Annotated in this window: 13 protein-coding genes and 2 pseudogenes; 9 read left to right on the forward strand and 6 right to left on the reverse strand. The window is 75.8% G+C overall.

Features of this window, described 5'->3' with window-relative positions; genetic code table 11:
* Positions 1–1,398, reverse strand: coding sequence for an APC family permease (locus tag ABGA99_RS16690; protein ID WP_347578746.1), 1,398 nt, complete (start codon positions 1,396–1,398; stop codon positions 1–3).
* 71 nt (positions 1,399–1,469) lie between these two features.
* Here ABGA99_RS16690 and ABGA99_RS16695 point away from each other — a divergent pair, with 71 nt between their 5' ends.
* Complete coding sequence (locus ABGA99_RS16695) at positions 1,470–2,471, forward strand: helix-turn-helix domain-containing protein (RefSeq protein WP_347582908.1); 1,002 nt, start codon at positions 1,470–1,472, stop codon at positions 2,469–2,471.
* 64 nt (positions 2,472–2,535) lie between these two features.
* Here the strand turns inward: ABGA99_RS16695 and ABGA99_RS16700 are convergent, their stop codons facing one another.
* A complete protein-coding gene (locus ABGA99_RS16700; RefSeq protein ID WP_347582909.1) occupies positions 2,536–3,186 on the reverse strand; it encodes an NAD(P)H-binding protein in 651 nt (216 codons plus the stop codon).
* Between the two features lie 97 nt (positions 3,187–3,283).
* On the opposite strand from ABGA99_RS16700, the gene ABGA99_RS16705 reads away from it, so the two are divergent.
* The gene (locus tag ABGA99_RS16705) at positions 3,284–3,667 is read left to right on the forward strand and encodes a helix-turn-helix domain-containing protein (protein ID WP_347578743.1); all 384 of its coding nucleotides are present in this window, start codon (positions 3,284–3,286) and stop codon (positions 3,665–3,667) included.
* A 41-nt stretch (positions 3,668–3,708) separates the two neighbouring features.
* Here ABGA99_RS16705 and ABGA99_RS16710 read toward each other — a convergent pair whose 3' ends face one another.
* Entirely contained in the window at positions 3,709–4,287 is a 579-nt protein-coding gene (locus ABGA99_RS16710) for a 2'-5' RNA ligase family protein (protein ID WP_347582910.1), read from the reverse strand.
* Positions 4,288–4,389: 102 nt separating this feature from the next.
* Here ABGA99_RS16710 and ABGA99_RS16715 point away from each other — a divergent pair, with 102 nt between their 5' ends.
* From ABGA99_RS16715 to ABGA99_RS16735, 5 genes and pseudogenes are all read left to right on the forward strand, one after another.
* Positions 4,390–5,154 carry a class I SAM-dependent methyltransferase gene (locus ABGA99_RS16715; protein ID WP_347578741.1) on the forward strand — a complete coding sequence of 255 codons (765 nt, stop codon included), beginning with the start codon at positions 4,390–4,392 and terminating at the stop codon, positions 5,152–5,154.
* A gap of 225 nt (positions 5,155–5,379) precedes the next feature.
* Positions 5,380–6,300, forward strand: a pseudogene (locus ABGA99_RS16720) (alpha/beta hydrolase); the annotation flags it as partial.
* A gap of 244 nt (positions 6,301–6,544) precedes the next feature.
* Positions 6,545–7,675 carry an acyltransferase family protein gene (locus tag ABGA99_RS16725; protein WP_347582911.1) on the forward strand — a complete coding sequence of 377 codons (1,131 nt, stop codon included), beginning with the start codon at positions 6,545–6,547 and terminating at the stop codon, positions 7,673–7,675.
* An 11-nt stretch (positions 7,676–7,686) separates the two neighbouring features.
* On the forward strand, positions 7,687–9,057 hold the full coding sequence (locus ABGA99_RS16730; protein WP_347578739.1) for a histidine kinase: 1,371 nt from the start codon (positions 7,687–7,689) through the stop codon (positions 9,055–9,057).
* Positions 9,054–9,725 (forward strand): response regulator transcription factor, encoded by a 672-nt coding sequence (locus ABGA99_RS16735; protein ID WP_347578738.1) that lies wholly within the window; start codon positions 9,054–9,056, stop codon positions 9,723–9,725. Before ABGA99_RS16730 ends, ABGA99_RS16735 begins: the two co-directional genes overlap by 4 nt.
* A gap of 104 nt (positions 9,726–9,829) precedes the next feature.
* Here the strand turns inward: ABGA99_RS16735 and ABGA99_RS16740 are convergent, their stop codons facing one another.
* The gene (locus ABGA99_RS16740) at positions 9,830–12,172 is read right to left on the reverse strand and encodes a family 20 glycosylhydrolase (protein WP_347578737.1); all 2,343 of its coding nucleotides are present in this window, start codon (positions 12,170–12,172) and stop codon (positions 9,830–9,832) included.
* A 537-nt stretch (positions 12,173–12,709) separates the two neighbouring features.
* Between ABGA99_RS16740 and dnaE the strand changes: the two genes are divergently transcribed.
* Positions 12,710–16,171: a DNA polymerase III subunit alpha gene (gene dnaE, locus ABGA99_RS16745; protein ID WP_347578736.1), complete on the forward strand. Its 3,462-nt coding sequence runs from the start codon at positions 12,710–12,712 to the stop codon at positions 16,169–16,171.
* A complete protein-coding gene (locus tag ABGA99_RS16750) occupies positions 16,168–17,208 on the forward strand; it encodes an ImpB/MucB/SamB family protein (RefSeq protein ID WP_347582912.1) in 1,041 nt (346 codons plus the stop codon). The genes dnaE and ABGA99_RS16750 overlap by 4 nt, the downstream gene beginning before the upstream one ends.
* Before the next feature lie 175 nt (positions 17,209–17,383).
* On the opposite strand, the gene ABGA99_RS16755 is transcribed toward ABGA99_RS16750, so the two are convergent.
* On the reverse strand, positions 17,384–18,952 hold the full coding sequence (locus tag ABGA99_RS16755) for an AMP-binding protein (RefSeq protein ID WP_347578734.1): 1,569 nt from the start codon (positions 18,950–18,952) through the stop codon (positions 17,384–17,386).
* Between the two features lie 215 nt (positions 18,953–19,167).
* Positions 19,168–21,372 (reverse strand): annotated as a pseudogene (locus tag ABGA99_RS16760) (heavy metal translocating P-type ATPase); the annotation flags it as partial.
* Between the last annotated feature and the right edge of the window lie 145 nt (positions 21,373–21,517).

Genomic DNA, 21,517 nt, shown 5'->3' on the forward strand with positions numbered 1-21,517 from the left:
TTACGCGTGTGCCGACGTACCGGCCCCCGTCGCCGGCCGGCGGCGCCGTGTCCAGAGCCAGGCCGCCGCCGTCACCGACAGCGGCCACAGCAGGTACGGCCCCGAGGCCACCAGCAGCGCCGCGACCGCGACCAGCGCCGGCACCGCCGCCTTCCGCCCCGCGCTCCCGCGCGGCAGCAGCCGGAACGCGGCGGCCACGCCCACCGCGTACACCGTGGTGAACGAGCCCGTGGTCAGCAGCACCAGCGGCTTCGTGCCGGTGTCCGTCAGCGTCACCGCGGCCAGCGCCGCGAACCCCAGCGCCGAGATCACTACCAGGCTGCGCCGCGGCACCTCCCCGGTCTCGCTGCCCCGCGCCAGCCTCGCGGGCAGCGCGCCGTCGCGGCCGAGGGCGGCGCCGAGCTTGGCGGCGCCGGCGTAGTAGACGTTCATGACGCCGAGGGTGAGGAGCAGCGCGGCGCCCGCGGCCAGGTGGCGGGCGGGGCCGCCCAGCCCCCGGGCCATGAGGTCGCCGAGGGGCGCGTCGGAGTCCGCAGCGGCCGGGCCGAGCACCGCGACGACGGCGAAGGCGACGGACAGGTACAGCACGCCGACCAGCGCGACGGCCGCGCCCGTCGCGCGCGGCAGGTCGCGGGCCGGCCGGCGGAACTCGCCCGCCAGGTGCGTGATCGCCTCCCAGCCCGCGAAGCTCCAGACCAGGAGCGCGGCGGCCGGTGCGACGGCGGTCCAGCCGTGCGGTGCGAAGGGCCGCAGATGGTCCGCACGGGCGTGGGGGAGCGACAGCAGCACCGCGGTCAGCAGGAGGACGACGAGCAGCACCGCGAGCGCCAGTTGCAGCCGGCCGGTCACCTTCAGCCCCGCGGCGTTGGCGGCCGTGACGGCCGCCATCAGCCCGGCGGCGGTGGCGGTGGCCGTCGCCGTGCCGCCGCCCACGGCGGCGGAGACGTATGCGCCGCCGAAGAGCGCGGCGGCCGCGGCGCCCGGCGGGATCGCGAGGAAGAAGCACCAGCCCACGACGGTCGCGGCGCGCTCGCCGAAGGCGAGCCGGGCGTACGTCGAGACGCCGCCGGAGTCCGGGTGGCGGGCGCCGAGGGCGGCGAAGGTGGCGGCCAGCGGCACGGAGACCAGGACGAGCGCGGCCCACGCGACGAGGGAGGCGGGGCCCGCGGTGTCGGCGGCGAGCGCGGGCAGGGTGATGACGCCGGTGCCGAGGACGGCGCCGACGTACATCGCGGTGCCCTGCGCGGCGGTGAGGCCGCCGGGGGCGCGGTCCGGAGATGCGGGTTCCGGGCCGCGGCCGGGCGTGCGTCCCGGGGTACGCCCCGGGCGTCCCGGGGCCGCGGCATGCGGCGGCTCGGCGCCGGCCGCCGGGGCGGCGCCGCTGGTCGTGTCGGGCATGACGGGAGCCTCGCCCGCCCGCACCCCGCCCGGCCATGGGCAGAAATGCCTCCCTGCGCTAAATTCCTGCCATGCCCGCACCGCCGCCGAAGCCCCCGGCGCCCCGCCACGTCGTCGGGGTCGCCGTCACGGACGGCGCCCCCGCCTACGAACTCGCCGTTCCCTGCGAGGTCTTCGGCCTCGACCGCAGCGACCTCGCCGACCCCTGGTACGACCTGCGCCTGTGCGCCGCCCAGCCGGGACCGCTGAGCACCGCACCGGGGCTGCTCCTGCAGAGCCCGTACGGCCTCGCCGACCTGGCGGAAGCCGACACCGTGCTCATCCCCGGCCTGACCCGCAGCCTTCAGCTCGACCCGCCGCCCGGCCTCGTCGCCGCGGTGCGCAGGGCGTACGAGGCGGGCAAGCGGATCGTCACGCTGTGCGCGGGCGCGTACGTACCGGCGGCGGCCGGCGCGCTGGACGGGCGCCGCGCGACGACGCACTGGATGAACGCCGCCGACTTCGGCCACCGCTTCCCCGGCGTCCGCGTCGAACCCGACGCCCTGTACTGCGAGGACGGCCCGGTCTTCACCTCCGCCGGCACCGGCGCCGCGGTCGACCTCTGCCTCCACCTCGTCCGCCGCGACCACGGCGCCGCCGTCGCCAACGAGGTCGCCCGGCGCATGGTCGTACCCCCGCACCGCGAGGGCGGCCAGGCCCAGTACGCCAAGCTCCCGCCGGCCCCGGCCCGCCCCGCGGCCCCCGACCACGGGCTGGCACCCGTGCTCGACTGGGCCCGCGCCCGGCTCCACGAGCCGCTGACGGTGGCCGGGCTCGCCCGCGTCGCGCACCTCGCCGAGCGGACCTTCGCCCGCCGGTTCCGCGACACCCTCGGCGTCACACCGCTGCAGTGGCTGCTGCAGGAGCGGGTGCGGCTGGCGCAGGAACTGCTGGAGACCACGGACGTGCCGGTGGAGGCGGTGGCGCGGCGCGCGGGGCTGGGGAGCGCGGCGAACCTGCGGCACCAGTTCGCGCGGCGGACGGGGGTGTCGCCGCGGACGTACCGGCACGTGTTCCGCGACCGGGCCCGCTGACGGGCGCGCGCCCGTCAGCGCCCTGGCGGGAGCGCACCGCCGGACGTGCGGCGCCCGCGGCCCGTCAGAGAGCCCCGGTCACCGCCAGGTGCGTACGGCTGTGGCGGGGCGACTCCGCCTCGTCCAGCAGGGCGACCGCGAAGTCCTCGTACGAGATGCGCGCCCCCGGGTCGCCGTGAGGACGGACGCGGTAGCCGTGGTCCGTACGGCCGGCGTCGTGGTCGAAGTCGCCCGCCGGGCTGACGTAGAGCCAGTCCAGGTCCGGCGGCGCCGCGCGGAGGAGGTCCAGGCCCGCCGCGTGCGCCTCGCAGAAGGAACGGAACTCCGCCGGGAACGCCGGATCGTCGAGCATCCGGCGGCCCGTCGCGTCCAGCAGCAGCGACGCCAGCCCGACCAGCACCAGCCGCGGCACCTCGGCCCGGCCGAGACCGGCCACCAGCGCCTTCGCCGAGCCGCGGAAGAAGGCGTCGGGGTCCGTGCCCTCCCCGTACACCGCCGCCGCGGCGATCGCCGCCGTGCAGCCGGCCGCCGTGGCGGCCACCGCCTCCACGTCCGCCGCGTCGCCGGCCACCAGCCGTACGCCCTCGCCCGCGACACCCGCGTGCTTCACCGGATCCCGCACCACGGCCACCACCTCGTGCCCGCGCCGCCGCGCCTCCGCCACCGCCCGGCGCCCCGCCCTGCCGCCCGCCCCGTACACCACGATCCTGCCCATCCGCCGCCTCCCGCTGCTTGGCCGTCGTCGTCCGCCGCACGCTAACCGGGCCCGCGGTTTCCTCCGGGATACCGGGACCGCCGCCTACGCTGGCGGGATGAGCGAGCCGCTGCGCCCCGACATGTTCGACGAGCTGTGCCCGTCGTCGGTACTGCCGTTCCGCTTCGGCGACAAGTGGGCCGGTCTGATCCTCGCGTGCCTGGAGGACGGGCCCCGCCGCTACTCCGAACTCCGCGTCCCGCTGCGGCGGGTGACGCCCAAGGTGATGACACGCTCGCTGCGGACCCTGGAGCGCGACGGGCTCGTGGCCCGGACGGTGGACGAGGGACCGCCGCAGCGGGTCGAGTACGCGCTGACGCCGCTGGGGCGGAGCATGCTGGAGCCGCTGCGGGCGGCGTGCGCGTGGGCGGCGGAGCACTGGGACGAACTGCTGGACGCCAGGGAGGCGTACGAGCGGCGTGCGGGGGCCGCGGGGGGCTGAGCCCGGGGCGGGGGCGGTCCTGTACGTCTTCGGCGTACGCCCTAGCTGCCGTGCCCCGGCTCCCGACCGCCCAGCGGGAAGCGCAGCCACTCCCGCCACCGCCGCCCGTCGTACGCCACCAGGTCCACCGCCCCTATCCGCGCCGCGACCGGCAGCCGGGGCGCGAGATCCGCCTCGATCGCCGCGTGCACCGCCTCGCCGCCGCCGTTGGCGACGGTCAGGTGCGGGTCGAGGTCGCCGAAGAGGCCGCCGTACGGCGGCTGTCCCGGCCACTCCTCGACGACCGCCTTCGTCAGCGCACGCAGCGGGTCGTCCGGCTCCGGCACGAGGTACAGCACCCCGGGGAAGCGGGCGCAGCGCGCGAACGTCACCGCGAACGCCTCGTGCGCGGCGAACAGCCGCCGCAGCGTGGTGCGTACGGGAGCGTCGACGCGGTCGCGGTGAAGGAACGGGTAGAGGACGGTGACGTGGGCGGTGCCGCCGTGGGCGGCGGCGGTGTCGTAGCGGGCGCGCCAGTCCCGTACGACGGGATCCACCTCGGGCAGCGACACGCTGAGCGCGGTCGTGCCGGGCGCGGTGGGCCAGCCCTCGGCTGCGGATTCGGTGCGCGCGCGTGGCATGGGGGGATCGTACGGCGGGGGCGCCGGGGGCGGTTCCGGTCCCCGGGCGGTGCGTGAAAAACGTCTGTCCGGCGTCTTCGCGCACCGCGTACCGTAGCGATCATGACTACGGACCACGAGCTGCACCGGCGGCGCGCCTCCTCCTTCGGCGGCCAGGCCGCGGCCTACGCCGAGTTCCGCCCCGACTACCCCGCGGCCGCGGTTCGATGGGCGCTGGCACCGGTCGCGGACCGCGAAGGACTGCACGTCCTCGACCTCGCGGCCGGCACCGGCAAGCTGACCGCCGCGCTGGTCGCGGAGGGAGTGGCGACCACGGCCGTCGAGCCGGACGCGGCGATGCGGGCGGAGTTGCAGCGCGCGCTGCCGGACGTGGCGGCGCACGAGGGGACGGCGGAACGGATCCCGCTGCCGGCCGGCTCGGTGGACGCGGTGCTGGTGGGGCAGGCGTTCCACTGGTTCGACCCGGAAGTGGCGCTGCCGGAGATCGCCCGGGTGCTGCGGCCGGGCGGGGTGGTCGCCGGGCTGTGGAACCAGGGCGACCGCGAGACGGACTGGATCATCGGCCTCGACGAGGTCACGCGCGGCGAAGCGTGCTTCGCCGACCTGTCCGACGAGGTGGAGGTGCCGGCCCACGAGCGGTACGAGCCGGTCCAGCGGCAGCGGTTCCCCAACCGGCTGCGGTACACGCGCGACTCACTGACGGCGATGGTCGCCACCCACTCGCGCCTGCTGCTGCTCCCGGAGGACGAGCGGGCGCAGTTGCTCGCGCGGGTGCGGGGCTACCTGGCGGCGCGACCGGAGACGCAGCGCGCGGAGTTCGAGGTGCCGCTGGTCACGCTGGTCGACCGGGCGGTGCTGCGGGGCTGAGCGGGGGCGGTGACACCGCCCGTACCCGTCATACCTGAGAGCTACGCGGCAGGTGGGCTCTCCGGCGGGACGCCGACGAGGGCCGCCGGTTCCTAGCTTTCTCACCGGATCACATCACCGGTGAGAGGACTCGCTATGGCACGGCCCCGACCCTGCGAACCGGACGTGCGCGGCGGGGAGTCGAGGCGGCGGGCGGCGGTCCGCGGGGGCCGCCTGCGGCGGGGGCTGCTCGCCGGGGCGGTTGCCGCCTCCGTGGCGTTGCCCGTGGCCGCCGCGGCGCGGCCCGCCGCCGTGCCGGCGCCGGTGCCGGACGTGCCCTTCGACGTGGGTGCCGCGACCCCCGCGGCCCTCGCGCAGCGCTACGCCGCCAACCGCGACGGCATCCGGGCCGCCGCGCGGATGGCCGCCGCCCACGGCGACCGGCGCCGAGCCGACTCGCTGCGCGCCATGGCGGCCCCCGGGCGGCGGTTCGTCTCGTTCGACGGCCGCGACGGCGGGCGCAGCGCCGAGGTGTTCGGCGACCTGGCGCACGCCGGGCGGATCGCCGTCCTCGTACCGGGTTCCGACACGGGCCTCGACGCGTACGGGCGCCTCCGCGCCGGCGCCGAGGCGCTGCGCCGCGAACTGCGCGCGGACCCGCCCGGCGACGGGCCGGGTGCCGTCGTCGCCTGGCTCGGCTACGCGACGCCGAGCACGGTCAGCCCCGAGTCGCTGACCGCCGACCGCGCCGAGGCCGCCGCGCCCCGGCTCCGCGACTTCGTCCGCTCGCTGACCGCCGCCCGCCCGGGCGCCCGGATAGCGCTGCTCTGCCACTCGTACGGCTCGGTGGTCTGCGGCCGCGCCGCGGCGGGGCTGCGGGCCGCGGACATCGTGCTGTACGCCAGCCCGGGGGTCGGCGCGGACAGCGCCGCAGACCTGCGCGCGTCCGGCACGGTGTGGGCGGGCCGGGGCGCGGACGACTGGGTGGGCGAGGTGCCGCACGTACGGATCCCGCTGCTCGTGACGACACTCGGCTTCGGCCGGGACCCGGCCTCCCCGGCCTTCGGCGCCTGCCCCTTCACCGCGGGAGCGGGCGGCCACAGCGACTACCTGGTCCCCGGCTCCGTACCGCTGCGGAGCATGGCCGGGATCGTGAAGGGGGAGGCCGCCTGCGCGCGTCCGGGCACCGCCGGCGCAGGGCCTGCGGCCGTGCCGCGCCCGCGCACGCACCTGGGGGGAGACGCCAGGTGCGCCGGGCCGTGCGCGGCGGCGCCCGCGGGCACCCCGCCCTCGTACGCGTACGGCTCCGTCCGGCACCGGCCTGCGGCCGCCCGCGCGCAAACACCGCGCTCGCCCGCCTCGTACGCCCAGGCCCCCGCTCTCCCGCGCCCCCAGCACTCCGGCCGCACCCATGCGTGACGTCCTCCTGCGCATCGACGCCGCCACCCCGGCCACCCGTGACCGCGGGATCGACGCGCTCCGGGCCCTCGCCGTCCTCGGGGTCGTACTCGGGCACTGGCTGGTCACCGCCCTCGTCGTCGACAGCGGCACCGTGCGCGCCGCCAGCCCGCTGCACTACATGCCCGCACTGGCACCCGTCTCGTGGGTCCTGCAGACCCTGGCCGTCTTCTTCTTCGTCGGCGGCTACGTCGCCGCCCGCGGCCACGCCTCCGCCCGCGCCGCCCGCACCCCCTACGCCCGCCGGCTCCGCGCCCGGCTCGACCGGCTCTTCCGGCCCGTCGCCGCCGTGCTCGCGGTGTGGGCGGTGGTCCTCGGCCTGATGCTGGCGTCGGGCGTCGGGTACGCGACCGTCCGGGCCCTCGGCAAGCTGGCGCTGTCGCCGCTGTGGTTCCTGCTGGTGTTCGCCGTGCTGACCGCCGCGACCCCCCTGGCCGTCCGGCTGCACCCGCTGTGGCCGCTGGCCGTGGTCGGCTGCGTGGATCTGTGGCGGCTGCGGTGCGACGGGCCCGCCGCGCTGGGGTGGGTGAACGTCGCCGCCGGGTGGCTCGTCCCGTACGCCCTGGGCGCGCGCGGCGCCCGCCACGGACTGCCGGGGCGGCGTACGGCCTGCGTCCTCCTGGGCGGCGGTGCCGCGGCGACGGCGGGGCTGGTGCTGGCCGCCGGCTACCCCGCCGCCATGGTCGGGGTGCCCGGTGCCGCGGTCTCCAACCTCGATCCGCCGACCCTCGCCGCCGTGACCTTCGGCCTCGCCCAGTGCGGTGCCGCGCTGCTGCTGCTCGGGCCGCTGCGCCGGGTGCTGCGGCGGCCGGCCACGTGGGCGGCGGTGGCGCTGCTCAACCTCTCGGCGATGACGGTCTTCCTCTGGCACCAGACGGCGATGATGGCGGTCTCGGCGCTCGGCCTGCTCGCGGGCGGCGCGCTGCCGGGGCTGCACACGGTGCCCGACGGGGGCGGCTGGGTGGCGGCCCGGCTGCCGTGGCTGCCGGTGTTCGCGGCGGTGCTGCTGGTGTGCCGGGCCGCTTTCCACCCGTACGAGAGGGGTCGGACCCGCCATGCGAGGTACCTAGGGTGGGGCGAGTGAAGGAGGGGACGATGGCAGAGCGAGCGGCCGCGTGGCTTCGTACGGCCCTGCGGGTGCTGCGCGCGGACCTGTGGACGACGGCCGTCAGCCCGCCGCCGCGTACGGCGCCGGCCACCGCCACCGAGCGCTCCCGGCTGCGTGAGTGGCTGCCTGCGCTGGTCGTGCCGGTCGTGCTGGGGCTGGCGGCGCTGCAGATCGCCGCCACCAACCAGTACGCCTTCGGCTACGGCATGGGCATGCGCGTCGCCGCCCTGCTCACCGCGCTGCAGACGGCGGCCTTCCTGATCGCGCTGGTCCGGCCGGTGCTCGCGTGGTGGATCATGACGGTGGCCATGGTGGTGGTCGCGCGGTACGCGATCGTCTCCTCCGGCTCCGATGCGGGCGCGATGTTCCCGTGGACCGGCACCGGGCTCGTGCTCCAGGCCACGGTGCTGTTCGCGGTGGCGCTGCGGTGCCGGCCGCGGGTCGCGGCCGAGACGCTGGTGATCAGCGTGGCGGTGGGCCTCGGTTACGGCTTCCTCGGCGACACGGAGGGCGTGCCGTTCGCCGTCCTGGTCCTCGCCCTCCCCGTCGGCGTCGGCGTCGCGCTGCGCGGGCGCCGGGTGGCCCGTACCGAACTGGCGGCGCAGGAGGAGCTGACCGCGGAGGAGCGGGCCCGGCGCGTGCTGCTCCAGGAGCGCACCAGGATCGCGCGGGAACTGCACGACGTGGTCGCGCACCACATGTCGGTGATCTCCATCCAGGCGCAGGTCGCGCCGCACCTGGTGCGGGACCCGCCGGCGGAGCTGAAGGAGAACCTCGCGGGGATCCGCGCGAGCGCCGTCGAGGCGCTGACCGAGCTGCGCCGGGTGCTGGGCGTGCTGCGCGCAGACGACGGCGGCGGTACGAGCACCGCGGCCGCCCTGCACCCCCACGACGTACGCCACGCCCCGCAGCCCACCCTGGACCGCCTCGGCGAACTGGCCGCCGCCGTACGCCGCGCGGGGGTCGACGTCGGCACCCGGACCACCGGGGAGCGGTACGCGCTGCCGCCGGGTGTCGAGCTGTCCGCGTACCGCATCGTGCAGGAAGCGCTGAGCAACGTGGCCCGGCACGCGCCGGGGGCCCGCGCCGGGGTGGAGATCGGCTACCACCCCGCGGGACTCACGGTCCGCGTCGTGAACACCGCGCCCGAGCGCGCCGCGCCGCCCTGGGCGGGGGCTGGGCACGGGCTGCTCGGGATGCGGGAGCGCGCCGCGATGCTGGGCGGCGAACTGGCCACCGGCACCACCCCCGACGGCGGCTACGAGGTCACCGCGATACTGCCCGTGGCGCCGGCGGTACCCGTCGCACCCGCCGGCCCTGCCGGCCCCGCCACCTCGGACCGTGAGGACACCCCGTGACGAACATCCGCGTGCTGATCGCCGACGACCAGGTCATGGTGCGCCAGGGCTTCACCGTGCTGCTCGACGCCGAACCCGGCATCGAGGTCGTCGGCCAGGCGGTGGACGGCGCCGACGCCGTCGCGAAGACCGCCGAACTGCGCCCGGACATCGTACTGATGGACATCCGGATGCCCGGCCTCGGCGGCATCGAGGCCACCCGCCGCCTCACCGAGCCGCCGTCCGCGGCCGTCCGGGTGCTGATCCTGACGACCTTCGACCTCGACGAGTACGTGTACGAGGCGCTGCGCGCGGGTGCCTCCGGCTTTCTCCTGAAGGACGCCTCGGCCGCGGAACTGGCCCACGCGGTACGGGTCGTCGCCACGGGCGACGCCCTGCTCGCCCCCGCGGTGACCCGCCGCCTCATCACCGAGTTCGCCCGCCTGACCCGCACCCCGCGCACCCCGCTCAAGGACCGCGTCGGCGGCTTGACGGAACGCGAGACCGAGGTACTGAGCCTGATCGCGCAGGGCCTGTCGAACGCCGAGATCGCCGAACGGCTGGTGGTGGCGGAGCAGACGGTGAAGACCCACGTGGGCCGCATCCTGACCAAACTGTCGCTGCGCGACCGCACCCAGGCAGCGGTCTTCGCCTACGAATCCGGCCTCATCCGTCCCACGGGCCACTAGCCCCCGAGCGGACCCCGTACCGGTGCCGGCGCGCGCCGGGGCCGCGCGGCGGCTGGGGGGTACGGCCCGCCGGCGGCCGGGGCGCCGGCGGGCCGTGGGTGGGGTCAGCGGCGGGTGGCGGTGAAGTGGGCGGTCGTCTTGCCGGCCGGTGTGGTGAGGTGGACCGTGCCGCGGTAGGTGCCGCGGCGGGCGTAGCGGTGGTCGGCCTCGATGCGGTAGACGCCGTTGATCCGGCGGTCGCCCGGGGCGTCGCCCGTGACCGTGGCGGGGCCCGTGGTGCCGTCGCCCCACTCGACCGTCGCGGTGACCCCGGCCGGAGCCACCCCCGGCAGGGCCAGGCGCGCCACCGCGCCGCTCACCGTGCCGTCCGGGTCGGTGCGCAGGTCGGCGCCGACCGCCGCGGCCTCCCAGCGCACCCCCGGGTCCGCCCAGAAGTTCCGGCCGGCGAACAGCCAGCGCGCGCCCTGCACTCCGGTCCTGGCCACCACGCCCTCGGCGTCCTCGGTGGCCTCGGCGGGGGACCAGGCCTTCTCCAGGATCGCCGGGAGCCTCGGGAACACCTGGTACTGCACGTCGGGCAGGCCGCGCAGCATCCGCTCGCCCCAGATCGGCGCCTCGATGCCGATGATGTCGTCGTTGTTGAGCCCGTAGTCGCGCTGCACCTTGGCACCCGTCCAGCCGTCGGTGAGGTCGAACGGGTTCCACGAGTACGAACGCCGGGTGTCGTACGTGGGGTAGGGGTAGTCCAGGTACGTCTGCTGGGTCGGGGAGAGCAGCACCGGGCGGCGGGGGTTGAACCACTCCCGTGACATCTCCCGGCTCTGGTCCTGCCAGTAGTGGTGGACCGTCTCCGTGTCGAGGCCGACCCCGCAACTGGGGGACCAGCCGACCATGGTCTTCCCGTGGCTGCGGGCGATGCCTTCGACCCGGCGCAGGAACCGTACGTACTGGTCGTGCGGCATGTCCGACTCGTCGGCCCCCAGGTGGACGTACGCCGAGGGGAAGAGCGCGGCGACCTCGCGGAGGACGTCGTCGACGAACGCGTAGGTGGTCTCCAGGTCCGCCAGATAGCCGCCGGCGCCGCTCAGTTGCGGGTAAGCGGTCCTGGCCGCCGTCGAGTGCGAGGGCATCTCGATCTCGGGGATGATCTGCACGTGCCGGTCCGCGGCGTAGCGTACGACGTCCCGGATCTGGTCCTTGGTGTAGAAACCGGTCCGCCCGCCGGGCATGGACATCCCGCCGCCGACCTCGGTGAGCCGGGGCCAGGAGTCGATCTCGACCCGCCAGCCCTGGTCGTCGGTCAGGTGCCAGTGCAGCACGTTCCCCTTGGACTGGACGAGCCCGTCGATGAGCTCCTTGACCTCGGGGACCTCCAGGAAGTTCCGGGCCGGGTCGATCATCAGCCCGCGGTGCCCGAACCGGGGGTGGTCGCGGATCTCGGTCGCCTCGACGGTCCACGGGCCGGGCCGGACCTCGTCGCTCTCGATCCACGGGGGCAGCAGCTGCCGGAGCGTCTGTACGCCGTTGAGCAGGCCGTGCGGGGTCGCCGCCGCGATCCGTACCCCGTCCTCGCCGGCGGCCAGCGTGTAGCCCTCGGCGACGGCCAGCCGTGCCCGGGACGGAGCGTGGGAGCGGCCGAGCAGCAGCGTGACGTCGCCGGCCCGCCCCGGGCCGTCGACCACGGGCAGCGGGTAGCCGGTCGCCGGGCGCAGGTACCCGGCGAGGAGCCCGGCCACATCACGGGCGCGCCGGTCGGTGGCGACGATCCGGCTCCGGCGCCCCAGTACGAAGGGCCGGGCCTCCGGCTGCGAGGTCTGCGCGACCGGGACCGGGATCACCCGGCCCGCGGGGAGGCCGACGCCGGGGCGCGGGCCGTTCCAGACCTCCATGGCGAAGATCGAGTAGCCCCAGCCGGTGGCCACGGCGACGCCCTGCATCCGCACGTAGCGGACGGCGGTGGTGAGGCCGAGTTCGAGGACTTCCCGGCCGCCCGGGGCGTCGGGGACGTCGAGGGCGGTACGCCAGGTCTCGCCGTCGTCGGAGACGTGGATCTGGTAGTGCGCGGCGCGCGCGGTCTCCCAGTGGATCACCACGTGGTGCACCGGGCTGGGCCCGGCGAGTTCGATCTGCACCCATTCGCGGCTGGGGTCGGGGTAGCCGTTCTCGGGCGAGTTGGAACCCCACCGGGTGCTCAGGTCGCCGTCGTTGACGTGATCGGCGGCGAATCTCTCCGGGTCGCGGTCGTAGACGCTGGACGCGGTCGCGGTGCCGTCCCTGGCGACGTCGCGCGCGGGGTCGGGCCAGGAGGCGTCGGCGGCGGCCGGGGCCGCCGCGGGTGCCGGTGCGGAGAGCGCCGGTGTGGCGGAGGCCGCGACGAGGGCGGCGGAGCCGGCGACGGCGAGGACGGTTCTGCGGCGGACGGTCTGCTCTTCGGACGGTGCGGACATCGTCGACTCCCGGAGATGGGTGTGGTGGGCAGCGGTGGGTCCTTGGCACGGCGGCGGTGCACGGGCGGCCGGCTGTGGGGTCCGAACGGCCGTCCGGGAGCGGGGGGTGGGATTGACGGGAACGTAGATGTGCGCGCACTTAAGGGTCAAGAGGTCTACACCATTTGAATTTAAAACCGCTGGTGAGAGAGCTGAAGAGAAAATTGAAACGTTCTTATTGGTCTAGGCCAATTCAGGGAAGGTCGCCGGACGGGGGAGGTCCGCCGTCCGGTGCCGACGCCCCTCGTCCGGTCCGCCTCGCGCCGGGTGAGTGACGAATCTCATGCGCGGGCGCGTGCGCGTCCAACTGGGCCGCCCGGCCGCGGAGATGGTGGAAAGTGCGGCGCCGGCGGCCTTCGCGGCGCCGCCGGGCCGGGGCATCGCGCGGTCCGGAGCGTTCGCCGGGAGGGTGTGCGCGGGCTAGGGTAATCGAACGGACGTACGAGAGAAGTAATCGGAACGAAAGACCTGAATGGGGTGGAGTGATGGAGGTGCGGCATGGTGGGCTTCGCCCACGTGCACGTCGCGTCCGGTTACTCCGTCCGCTACGGCGCCGCCCATCCCGAACATCTCGTCCGGCGTGCCGCCGAGCGCGGCATGGGAGCCCTCGCGCTGACCGACCGCGACACCGTCACCGGTGTCGTCCGGTTCGTCCGGGCGTGCGCCGAGGCCGGGGTCCGGCCGGTGCTGGGGGTCGATCTGGCAGTGGAGGGCGTGGCCCCGCCGCCGCCCGGGCTCCGGCGGCGTACCCCGGCCCGGGGCGGTGGGCACGTGGTCGAGCCGCCGCTGCGGTTCGTGCTGCTCGCGCAGGGCGGGGCGGGGTGGGCGCGGCTGTGCCGCATCGTGTCCGCCGCCCACGCGGGTGCGACCGGCGGCAGCCCGCCGGTGGTGCCGTGGCAGGCGCTGCGCGAGCACGGCGGCGCCGGCCTGGTGGCCCTGCTCGGGCCGCTCTCCGAGCCGGTGCGGGCGCTGGCGGTGGGCCGGGAGGACGTCGCGGCGACGCTGCTGGCGCCGTGGCGGGAGGTCTTCGGGACCGGGCTCCGGCTGGAGGCCGTCGCCCACAAGCGCGCGGGTCTCGGACCCGGGTCGCTGCGCCTCGCCGCCCGCACCCTGGCGCTGGGCGACCGCACGGGCACCACCGTCGTGCTCTCCAACGCCGTCCGCTACGCCGACCCCGGCCAGCACCGGCTCGCGGACGTCCTGGACGCCGCGCGGCTGCTGCGGCCGATCGACTGGCGCCGGCTGGACAGCGGGCAGCGCTGGCTCAAGGACGAGCGGGCGATGGCGGCGGTCGCGAGGCTGGTCGCCGAGTGCGCCGGAGCGGACGTACGCCGCGCGCGACGCCTGCTGGCGGACACCGCCGCGACGGCCGCCGCGTGCACGATCGACCCCGCGGCGGACCTGGGGCTGGGGCGCCCGCACTTCCCGGAGGCGGCGCTCTTCGGCGCCGGCCCCGGCCCGGGCGAGGCCGCGCGGCTGCTGCGCCGGCAGTGCGAGGCCGGCATGGCCCGGCGCGGCCTCGACCGTGACCCCGCGGCCCGTACCCGACTGGACGAGGAGCTGGAAGCGATCTCCACACTCCGCTACGACTCGTACTTCCTCGCCGTCGGCCAGGTCGTGGCCGACATCCGGGCCAAGGGCATCCGGGTCGCGGCCCGCGGCTCCGGCGCCGGCTCGCTGGTCTGCCACGTCCTGGACATCGCCACGGCCAACCCCCTCGACCACCGGCTGCTGTTCGAGCGCTTCCTGAGCGTGCGGCGCAAGTCGCTGCCCGACATCGACATCGACGTGGAATCGGCCCGCCGGCTGGAGTGCTACGACGCGATCTTCGACCGGTTCGGCAGGGAACGGGTGGCGGTCACCGCGATGCCCGAGACCTACCGGGCGCGCAGGGCGCTGCGGGACGCCGGTCTGGCGCTCGGCATCGCGCCCGCCGACGTCGACCGGATCGCCAAGAGCTTCCCGCACCTGCGGGCCTCCGACATCACCGGCGCCCTCGCCGAACTGCCGGAACTGCGGCAACTGGCCGCCGAGGCACACCGGTACGGCCCGCTGTGGGAACTCGCCGAAGGTCTCGACGCCCTCGTCCACGGCATGGCCATGCACCCGTGCGGCGTGGTCGTCAGCGACGCCACCCTCCTGGACCGGCTGCCGGTGCAGCCCACCCCGCAGGGCGACTACCCCATGGCCATGGCCGCGAAGGAGGAGATCGAGGACCTCGGCAACATCAAACTCGACGTCCTGGGCGTACGCATGCAGTCCGCGATGGCCCACGCCGTCGCCGAGATCGCACAGGCCACGGGCACGCACCTCGACCTGGACGACCCCGAACAGGTGCCGCTCGACGACGTCTTCGCGTTCAAGCTCATCCAGGACAGCGAGACCCTGGGCCTGTTCCAGCTGGAGTCCCCCGGCCAGCAGGACCTGCTCTCCCGGCTCAAGCCCCGCGACCCGCAGGACGTCATCGCGGACATCAGCCTCTTCCGGCCAGGACCGGTCGCCGGCGGCATGCCCGAGCGCTACGTCGCCGCCCGCCACGGCGGCGCACCCGAGTACGCCCACCCGGACCTCGAACCGGTGCTCTCCGACACGTACGGCGTGACCATCTGGCACGAGCAGATCATCGAGACCTTCCGGGTGATGACCGGATGCGACCGGGCCCTGGGGGAGATCGCCCGGCGCGCGCTCGGGGACGAGGACCGGGTGCCGGGGATCAGGGACTGGTTCCACCGGCGGGCGCGTGCGCGCGGCTACACCACGGCCGTACGGGACGAGGTCTGGAAGACCGTCGCGGCCTTCGGCGCCTACGGCTTCTGCCGGGCCCACGCGGTCGCCTTCGCCGTCCCCGCGCTGCAGAGCGCCTGGCTCAAGGCGCACTACCCGGCGTTCCTGCTGGCCGGCCTCCTCGAACACGACCCCGGCATGTGGCCCAAGCGCGTCCTCGTCTCCGACGCCCGCCGGCGCGGCGTGCCGGTCCTGCCCGTCGACGTCAACCGCTCCACGATGAAGCACACCGTGGAGAAGAGCGACACGGACCGGTGGGGGGTGCGGCTCGCGCTGTCCGCGGTGCACGGCATCAGCGAGGACGAGGGCGTACGGATCGAGGAAGGCCGGCCCTACGGGTCGCTGTCGGACTTCTGGCAGCGGGCCCGGCCCAGCAGGCCGGTCGCCGAGCGCCTGGCCCGGATCGGCGCCCTCGACGGCCTCGGCGGCCCCGGTGAGGGCCGCTCCACCCGCCGCGACCTGCTCCTCCAGATCGAGGAGCTGCACCGGCAGTCCCGGGCCCGTTTCGCGGGCGACGGCCAACTGCCCATCGGCGCGGACGCGGTCGGCGGTACGGAGCCGAGCGGGCTGCCGGAGATGACCGGGCGCGAGACCCTGAGCGCCGAACTGAACACCCTCGGCATCGACGTCACCAAGCACCTGATGGAACACCACCACCGGCTGCTGCGCGAGATCGGCGCGACGGACGCGGCCCACCTCGCCGGCCTGCGCCCCGGGCAGCAGGTGCTCGTCGCCGGGGTGCGGGCCTCCACCCAGACCCCGCCGATCGCCAGCGGCAAGCGCGTCATCTTCGTCACCCTGGAGGACGGCTCCGGCCTGGTCGACCTGGCGTTCTTCGAGGACTCCCACCCGGCCTGCGCGCACACCGTCTTCCACAGCGGTCTGCTGCTGGTACGCGGCACGGTCCAGGTACGCGGCACCCGCCGCACCGTCGTCGGCACCATGGCCTGGGACCTGGACCGGATCGCCGCCGCCCGCCGCGACGACGGCCCCGAGGCCGCACTCGCCCTCCTGGGCGAGGATCGGCCGCACCCGACGCCCGCCCAGCCGGGCCGCACCCTGACCGACGGCACCGCGGGCGCCCGCCTGCACCCGTACGCGGACCTGCAGCCCGCCGGCAGCCGGTCGGCCGATCTGAAGAAGTTCGGCTACACCAGCCCGGGGAGCGCGGGATGACCACACGCCGGCGCCACATCGCGCACCTCCATCTGCACGCCTCGCTGAGCGAGGAGCAGTACGCCGACATCGTCGAGCTGATGGGCGGCGTCACGCCCCACGTCCAGGAGATGCCGCCGGACGCCGTCCAGCTCGATCTGACCTCTGCGCTCCGGTACTTCGACCTGTCGCCCTACGACGCGGTGCAGCTCGTGAAGATGAGACTGAAGGCCCTCTACGGCATCGACAGCAGCGCCGGACTCGCGGGCAACCGCATGCTCGCCGCCATGGCGGCCGACGCGTCCGCGCCCGGGGACACCACCTGCGTGCCCACGGGGCGGGCGGCGGAGTGGCTGCACCCGCGCCCGGTCGCCGCCCTCCCCGGGATCGGCCGCGCGACCGCGGAGAAGCTCGGCCGGTACGGCCTGCACACCGTCGGGCAGATCGCCGAACTGCCCGCGGTGACCCTGCAGCGGCTCCTCGGCGTCAGCCAGGCCCGGCTGCTCGGCGACCGTGCCCGCGGCTACGACCCGCGCCCGGTCACCCCCGTGGAACCGGCGGCGTCCCTGTCGGCGGAGCTCGTGCTGGACGCCGACTGCCTCGATCCCGTACGGCACCACCGGGCCGTCCTGGGACTCGCCGAGCGGATCGGCCAGCGGCTGCGCGGGGAGGGGCAGGTCGCCGGCCGCGTCACCCTCGTGGTGCGGTACGCCGACCGCAGCTCGACCACGCGGACCCGGGCCCTCGCCGAACCCACCGACCACTCGCCCGCACTCGCCGCCACCGCCCTCGGCCTGCTGACCGCCCTCGGGCTGCAGCGGGCCCGGGTACGGGCGTACGCGCTCCGCGCCGACCACCTGCTGCCGGCGGCCGGCGCGCACCGCCAGCTCTCGCTGGACCCCGGTGATGTCCGCGCCCGCCGCGCCGAGGCGGCCGGGGACCGGGCCCGCCGGCGCTTCGGCCCCGAGGCCGTCCGGCCCGCCACCCTGGCGATGGCGGAGCCGCCGGCGGCGGGGTGGGAGGAGCGGGAGGCGCGGGGGCGGGGCGGCCGGCGGTGAGCCGGGCAGCCGCCGCGGGCGGCGAGGGGGGGGATCAGCCCGGCGCGTCCGGACGCCCGTACGCGCTCCGGTGTACGTCCTCCCACCCCATGTCCACGCCGTCGCGGCCACCAGCTCCCGGGACCGCCGCCTGACGTCCTCGCCGGCGCGGGTGACGGGTTGCTCCCGTGCCCTGTCAGCTCCCCAGGGCGCGCTTGAGGACCTTGCCCATGTCGTTGCGGGGGAGGGCGTCGAGGAAGTGGATCTTACGGGGGCGCTTGTGCGGGGCCAGGTGGTCGGCCACGTACGACGACAGCTCCGCGGCGGACGGCGCCGCCCCCTCCGGGACCACCCAGGCGACGATGCGCTCGCCCAGGTCCGGGTCCGGCTCCCCGGTGACCGCCGCCTCGGCGACGGCCGGGTGCTCCAGCAGCGCGTTCTCGATCTCCCCGGCGCCGATCTTGTAGCCGCCGGACTTGATGAGGTCGGTGGCGCGGCGGCCGACGATGCGGTAGCGGCCGGCCGCGTCCCGTACGGCCATGTCCCCGGTGCGGAACCAGCCGTCGCGGAACGCCGCCGCCGTCGCCTCGGGGCGGTTGAGGTAGCCGGTGAAGAGGTTCGGGCCGCGGACCTCGATCTCGCCGACCGTCTCCCCGTCGTACGCGGTGAGTTCGGCCCCCGCGTCGTCGACCAGCCGGGCGGCGACGGACGGCAGGGGCACGCCGACGCTGCCGGTGGCGTCCGGGTCGTCGGGGCGGACGCTGGTGTTCATCAGCGTCTCCGTCATGCCGTAGCGCTCCACGACCCGGCGGCCGGTCGCCGCGGCGAGCCGGCGGTGGTCGGCCACCGGCAGCGCCGCGGAGCCGGAGACCAGCAACCGGGCGCCGGCGAGGGCGGCGGCCAGGGACGTACCGGACGGTGCGCCGGGCGCGGCCGCCGGCCCGGCGTCGAGGGCGTCGGCCAGCCGGTGGTACATCGTCGGCACCCCGAACAGCATCGTGCCGCCCGCGGCCAGCGCCGCCGCCACCGTCTCCGGCGCGAACCGCCCCACGTGGTGCACGGCGCCGCCGCGGCGCAGCGGGCCCAGCACGCCGAGGACCAGCCCGTGCACGTGGAAGAGGGGTAGCGCGTGCACCACCGTGTCCCGCTCCGTCCAGCCCCAGACCTCCGCGAGGTCGTCGAGGGTCGCGGCCAGCGCCCGCTGCGGCAGGACGACACCCTTGGGCGGACCCGTCGTCCCGGAGGTGTAGACGACGAGCCCGGCGGTCCCGGGACCGGGGGAGGCGGTGCCGGGCGCGGGCACAGCGGCCGTGGGCGCGGGCGTGGGCCGGGGGGCCTCGGGGTCCACCGCCACGTCCACCCGCGCCACCCCCGCCAGCGCCTCCGGAAGCTCCGCCCCGGGCGCCGCGAGCACCAGCTCCGGTTCGCCGTCGGTCACGATGTGGGCCAGCTCCCGCACCCCGGTGCGGGGGTTGAGCGGCACCGCCGGGACGCCCGCCACCAGCGCCGCCGTCACCGCCACCGCGGTCGCGGGCTCCGGCGTCGCCCAGACCGCCACCCGCCGGGCGCCGCGGAGCCGCCGGGCGGCATCGTCCGCCGCCGCGGCCAGCTCGCCGTACGTCAGGACGGTGCCGCCGAAGCGCAGCGCGATCCGCTCCGGCGCGGTGCGCAGCGCCGGGAACAGCTCCCACGACGTCTGCGCCCCGGGCACCGGCTGCGCCTCCCGCGCCGCCCCCGTCTCGCGCGGCTCTTCCGTCTCCCGCATCTCCACGACGCTTTCCTCCCCCTCAGCCCCGCGCCGCACCCTGTTGCCGCGCATCCGCGGAGGGCACCGTAACCCGTCGCCGCGCCCCGCGGCTCGCGTACGAGCTTATGCCGCGCGGGCGGCCGTGCCCGTCGGGGCAGCGGGAGGACAGGAGGCGTCCGGCGGAGATGCGCGACGCCTCGCCGACCGGTACCTCCGGCCGTCCGCGGGCCACGCGCAAACGCCGCGCCCGCGAGCATCGGGTTGAGCAGGCCCGCGGCGGCGAGGGGGAGGGCGGCGGTGTTGTATCCGAACGCCCAGGCGAGGTTGGTCTTGATGGTGGACAGGGTGGAGCGGGCGAGCCGGATGGCGTCCGGTGCGGCCCGCAGGTCCCCGGTGACCAGGGTGAGGTCGGCGGCCTCGATCGCGGCGTCGGTGCCGGTGCCGATGGCCAGGCCCAGATCGGCCTGGGCGAGGGCGGCGGCGTCGTTGACGCCGTCCCCGACCATCGCGACCGTACGGCCCTCGGCCTGCAGCCGCTTGACCGCGTCGACCTTGTCCTCGGGAAGGACTTCGGCGATGACCTCGTCGATGCCGACCTCGGCGGCGACGGTCTTCGCGACGGCCGTGTTGTCGCCGGTGAGCAGGATCGGGGTCAGACCCAGGTCCCGCAGCCGCTTGATGGCCTGCGCGCTGGTGGGCTTGACGGCGTCCGCGACTTCGAGCAGGGCGCGGGCCTCGCCGTCCCAGGCGACCGCGATCGCGGTGCGCCCGGCCTTCTCGGACCGCTCCTTGGCCGCGGCCAGTTCGGCGGGCAGCGTGATCGCCCACTCCGCGAGGAGCTGCTGCCGCCCGACGAGGACCGCGTGGCCTTCGACGATGCCCTGCACGCCGAGCCCGGGCACGTTGGCGAAGTCCTCCGGCACCGGCAGCGTACCGAGGCGGTCGGTCGCCGCCGCGGCTACCGCCCGGGCGATGGGGTGCTCCGAGGCGTGCTCCAGCGCGCCCGCCAGCCGCAGCACCGTCTCCTCGTCCCCGCCGCCCGCGGTGTGCAGGGCGTGCAGGGTCATGGTGCCGGTGGTCACGGTGCCGGTCTTGTCCAGGACGACGGTGTCGACCTTGCGGGTCGACTCCAGCACCTCGGGGCCCTTGATGAGGATGCCGAGCTGCGCGCCGCGGCCGGTGCCGACCATGAGGGCGGTCGGGGTGGCCAGGCCGAGGGCGCAGGGGCAGGCGATGATCAGCACGGCGACCGCGGCGGTGAACGCGGCGGCGATCCCGTCGCCCGTACCGAGCCAGAAGCCCAGTGTCCCCAGGGACAGGGCGATGACGACGGGCACGAAGATGCCGGAGATCCGGTCCGCGAGCCGCTGCACGGCGGCCTTGCCGTTCTGGGCGTCCTCGACCAGGCGGGCCATCCGCGCCAGTTGGGTGTCCGAGCCGACCCGGGTGGCCTCCACGACCAGCCGCCCGCCGGCGTTGACGGTGGCGCCGGTGACGGCGTCGCCCACGGTGACCTCCACCGGCACGGACTCGCCGGTGAGCATGGAGGCGTCGACGGCGGAGGCGCCTTCGACGACGGTGCCGTCGGTGGCGATCTTCTCGCCGGGCCGGACCACGAAGCGGTCCCCGACCGCGAGCCGGTCCACGGGCACCCGCTCCTCGCGGCCGTCCCGCAGCACCGCGACCTCCTTGGCGCCCAGCTCCATCAGCGCGCGCAGCGCCGCGCCGGCCTTCCGCTTGGACTTGGCCTCGAAGTACCGCCCGGCGAGGATGAACGTCGTCACCCCGGCCGCCGCTTCGAGATAGATGTTGCCGGAGCCGTCGCCGCGGGCGATGGTCAGCTCGAAGGGGTGGGTCATGCCGGGCTCGCCCGCGGTGCCGAAGAACAGCGCCCACAGCGACCACAGGAACGCCGCGGTCGTACCGACCGAGATCAGCGTGTCCATGGTGGCGGCGCCGTGCCGGGCGTTGGTCCAGGCGGCCCTGTGGAACGGCCAGGCGCCCCAGACCACCACCGGCGCGGCCAGCGTGAGCGAGAGCCACTGCCAGTACTCGAACTGCAGGGCAGGGACCATCGCCATCGCGATCACCGGCACCGACAGCGCCAGCGAGCCGAAGAGCCGCTGCCGCAGTGTCCGCAGCTCGTCCGGCGGGCCCTGCCCGCCGGTGCCGTCCGCCGCGCCGTCGCCCGCGTCCTGGCCGGCGGGGGCGGGCGGTGCGGCGGTGTAACCGGTACGTTCGACGGTGGCGATCAGGTCGTCGACGGCCACGTCGTCCGCGAACGTGACCTTGGCCTTCTCTGTGGCGTAGTTGACGGTGGCCTCGACGCCCTCCATACGGTTGAGCTTCTTCTCGATCCGTGCGGCGCAGGAGGCGCAGGTCATGCCGCCGATCGCGAGTTCGACCTCGGCCGTCCTGCCGGGCGTGGTGGTGGTCATCACTGCTCCTCGTGGCTCGCTATACCCCCAGGGGGTATTAGATCCTTCGACACCATGTATACCCCCGACCCGTATCCATTGCAAGCGGCATCCTGGCTTGACTTTATACCCCTAGGGGGTATTGTCGCCAGTATCGAGGCCGGTC

Origin of the sequence: Streptomyces sp. B5E4 (genome assembly GCF_039871555.1) — a bacterium.
Taxonomy (GTDB): Bacteria; Actinomycetota; Actinomycetes; order Streptomycetales; family Streptomycetaceae; genus Streptomyces.

What these genes read in the sequence shown, in the direction of transcription:
- ABGA99_RS16755 (WP_347578734.1), bottom strand. Translation starts at nt 18,952, where the DNA reads ATGCGGGAGACGGAAGAGCCGCGCGAGACGGGGGCGGCGCGGGAGGCG.
- ABGA99_RS16705 (WP_347578743.1), top strand. Translation starts at nt 3,284, where the DNA reads ATGAGCGAGCCGCTGCGCCCCGACATGTTCGACGAGCTGTGCCCGTCG.
- ABGA99_RS16750 (WP_347582912.1), top strand. Translation starts at nt 16,168, where the DNA reads ATGACCACACGCCGGCGCCACATCGCGCACCTCCATCTGCACGCCTCG.
- ABGA99_RS16740 (WP_347578737.1), bottom strand. Translation starts at nt 12,172, where the DNA reads ATGTCCGCACCGTCCGAAGAGCAGACCGTCCGCCGCAGAACCGTCCTC.
- ABGA99_RS16715 (WP_347578741.1), top strand. Translation starts at nt 4,390, where the DNA reads ATGACTACGGACCACGAGCTGCACCGGCGGCGCGCCTCCTCCTTCGGC.
- dnaE (WP_347578736.1), top strand. Translation starts at nt 12,710, where the DNA reads ATGGTGGGCTTCGCCCACGTGCACGTCGCGTCCGGTTACTCCGTCCGC.
- ABGA99_RS16730 (WP_347578739.1), top strand. Translation starts at nt 7,687, where the DNA reads ATGGCAGAGCGAGCGGCCGCGTGGCTTCGTACGGCCCTGCGGGTGCTG.
- ABGA99_RS16700 (WP_347582909.1), bottom strand. Translation starts at nt 3,186, where the DNA reads ATGGGCAGGATCGTGGTGTACGGGGCGGGCGGCAGGGCGGGGCGCCGG.
- ABGA99_RS16710 (WP_347582910.1), bottom strand. Translation starts at nt 4,287, where the DNA reads ATGCCACGCGCGCGCACCGAATCCGCAGCCGAGGGCTGGCCCACCGCG.
- ABGA99_RS16695 (WP_347582908.1), top strand. Translation starts at nt 1,470, where the DNA reads ATGCCCGCACCGCCGCCGAAGCCCCCGGCGCCCCGCCACGTCGTCGGG.
- ABGA99_RS16725 (WP_347582911.1), top strand. Translation starts at nt 6,545, where the DNA reads ATGCGTGACGTCCTCCTGCGCATCGACGCCGCCACCCCGGCCACCCGT.
- ABGA99_RS16690 (WP_347578746.1), bottom strand. Translation starts at nt 1,398, where the DNA reads ATGCCCGACACGACCAGCGGCGCCGCCCCGGCGGCCGGCGCCGAGCCG.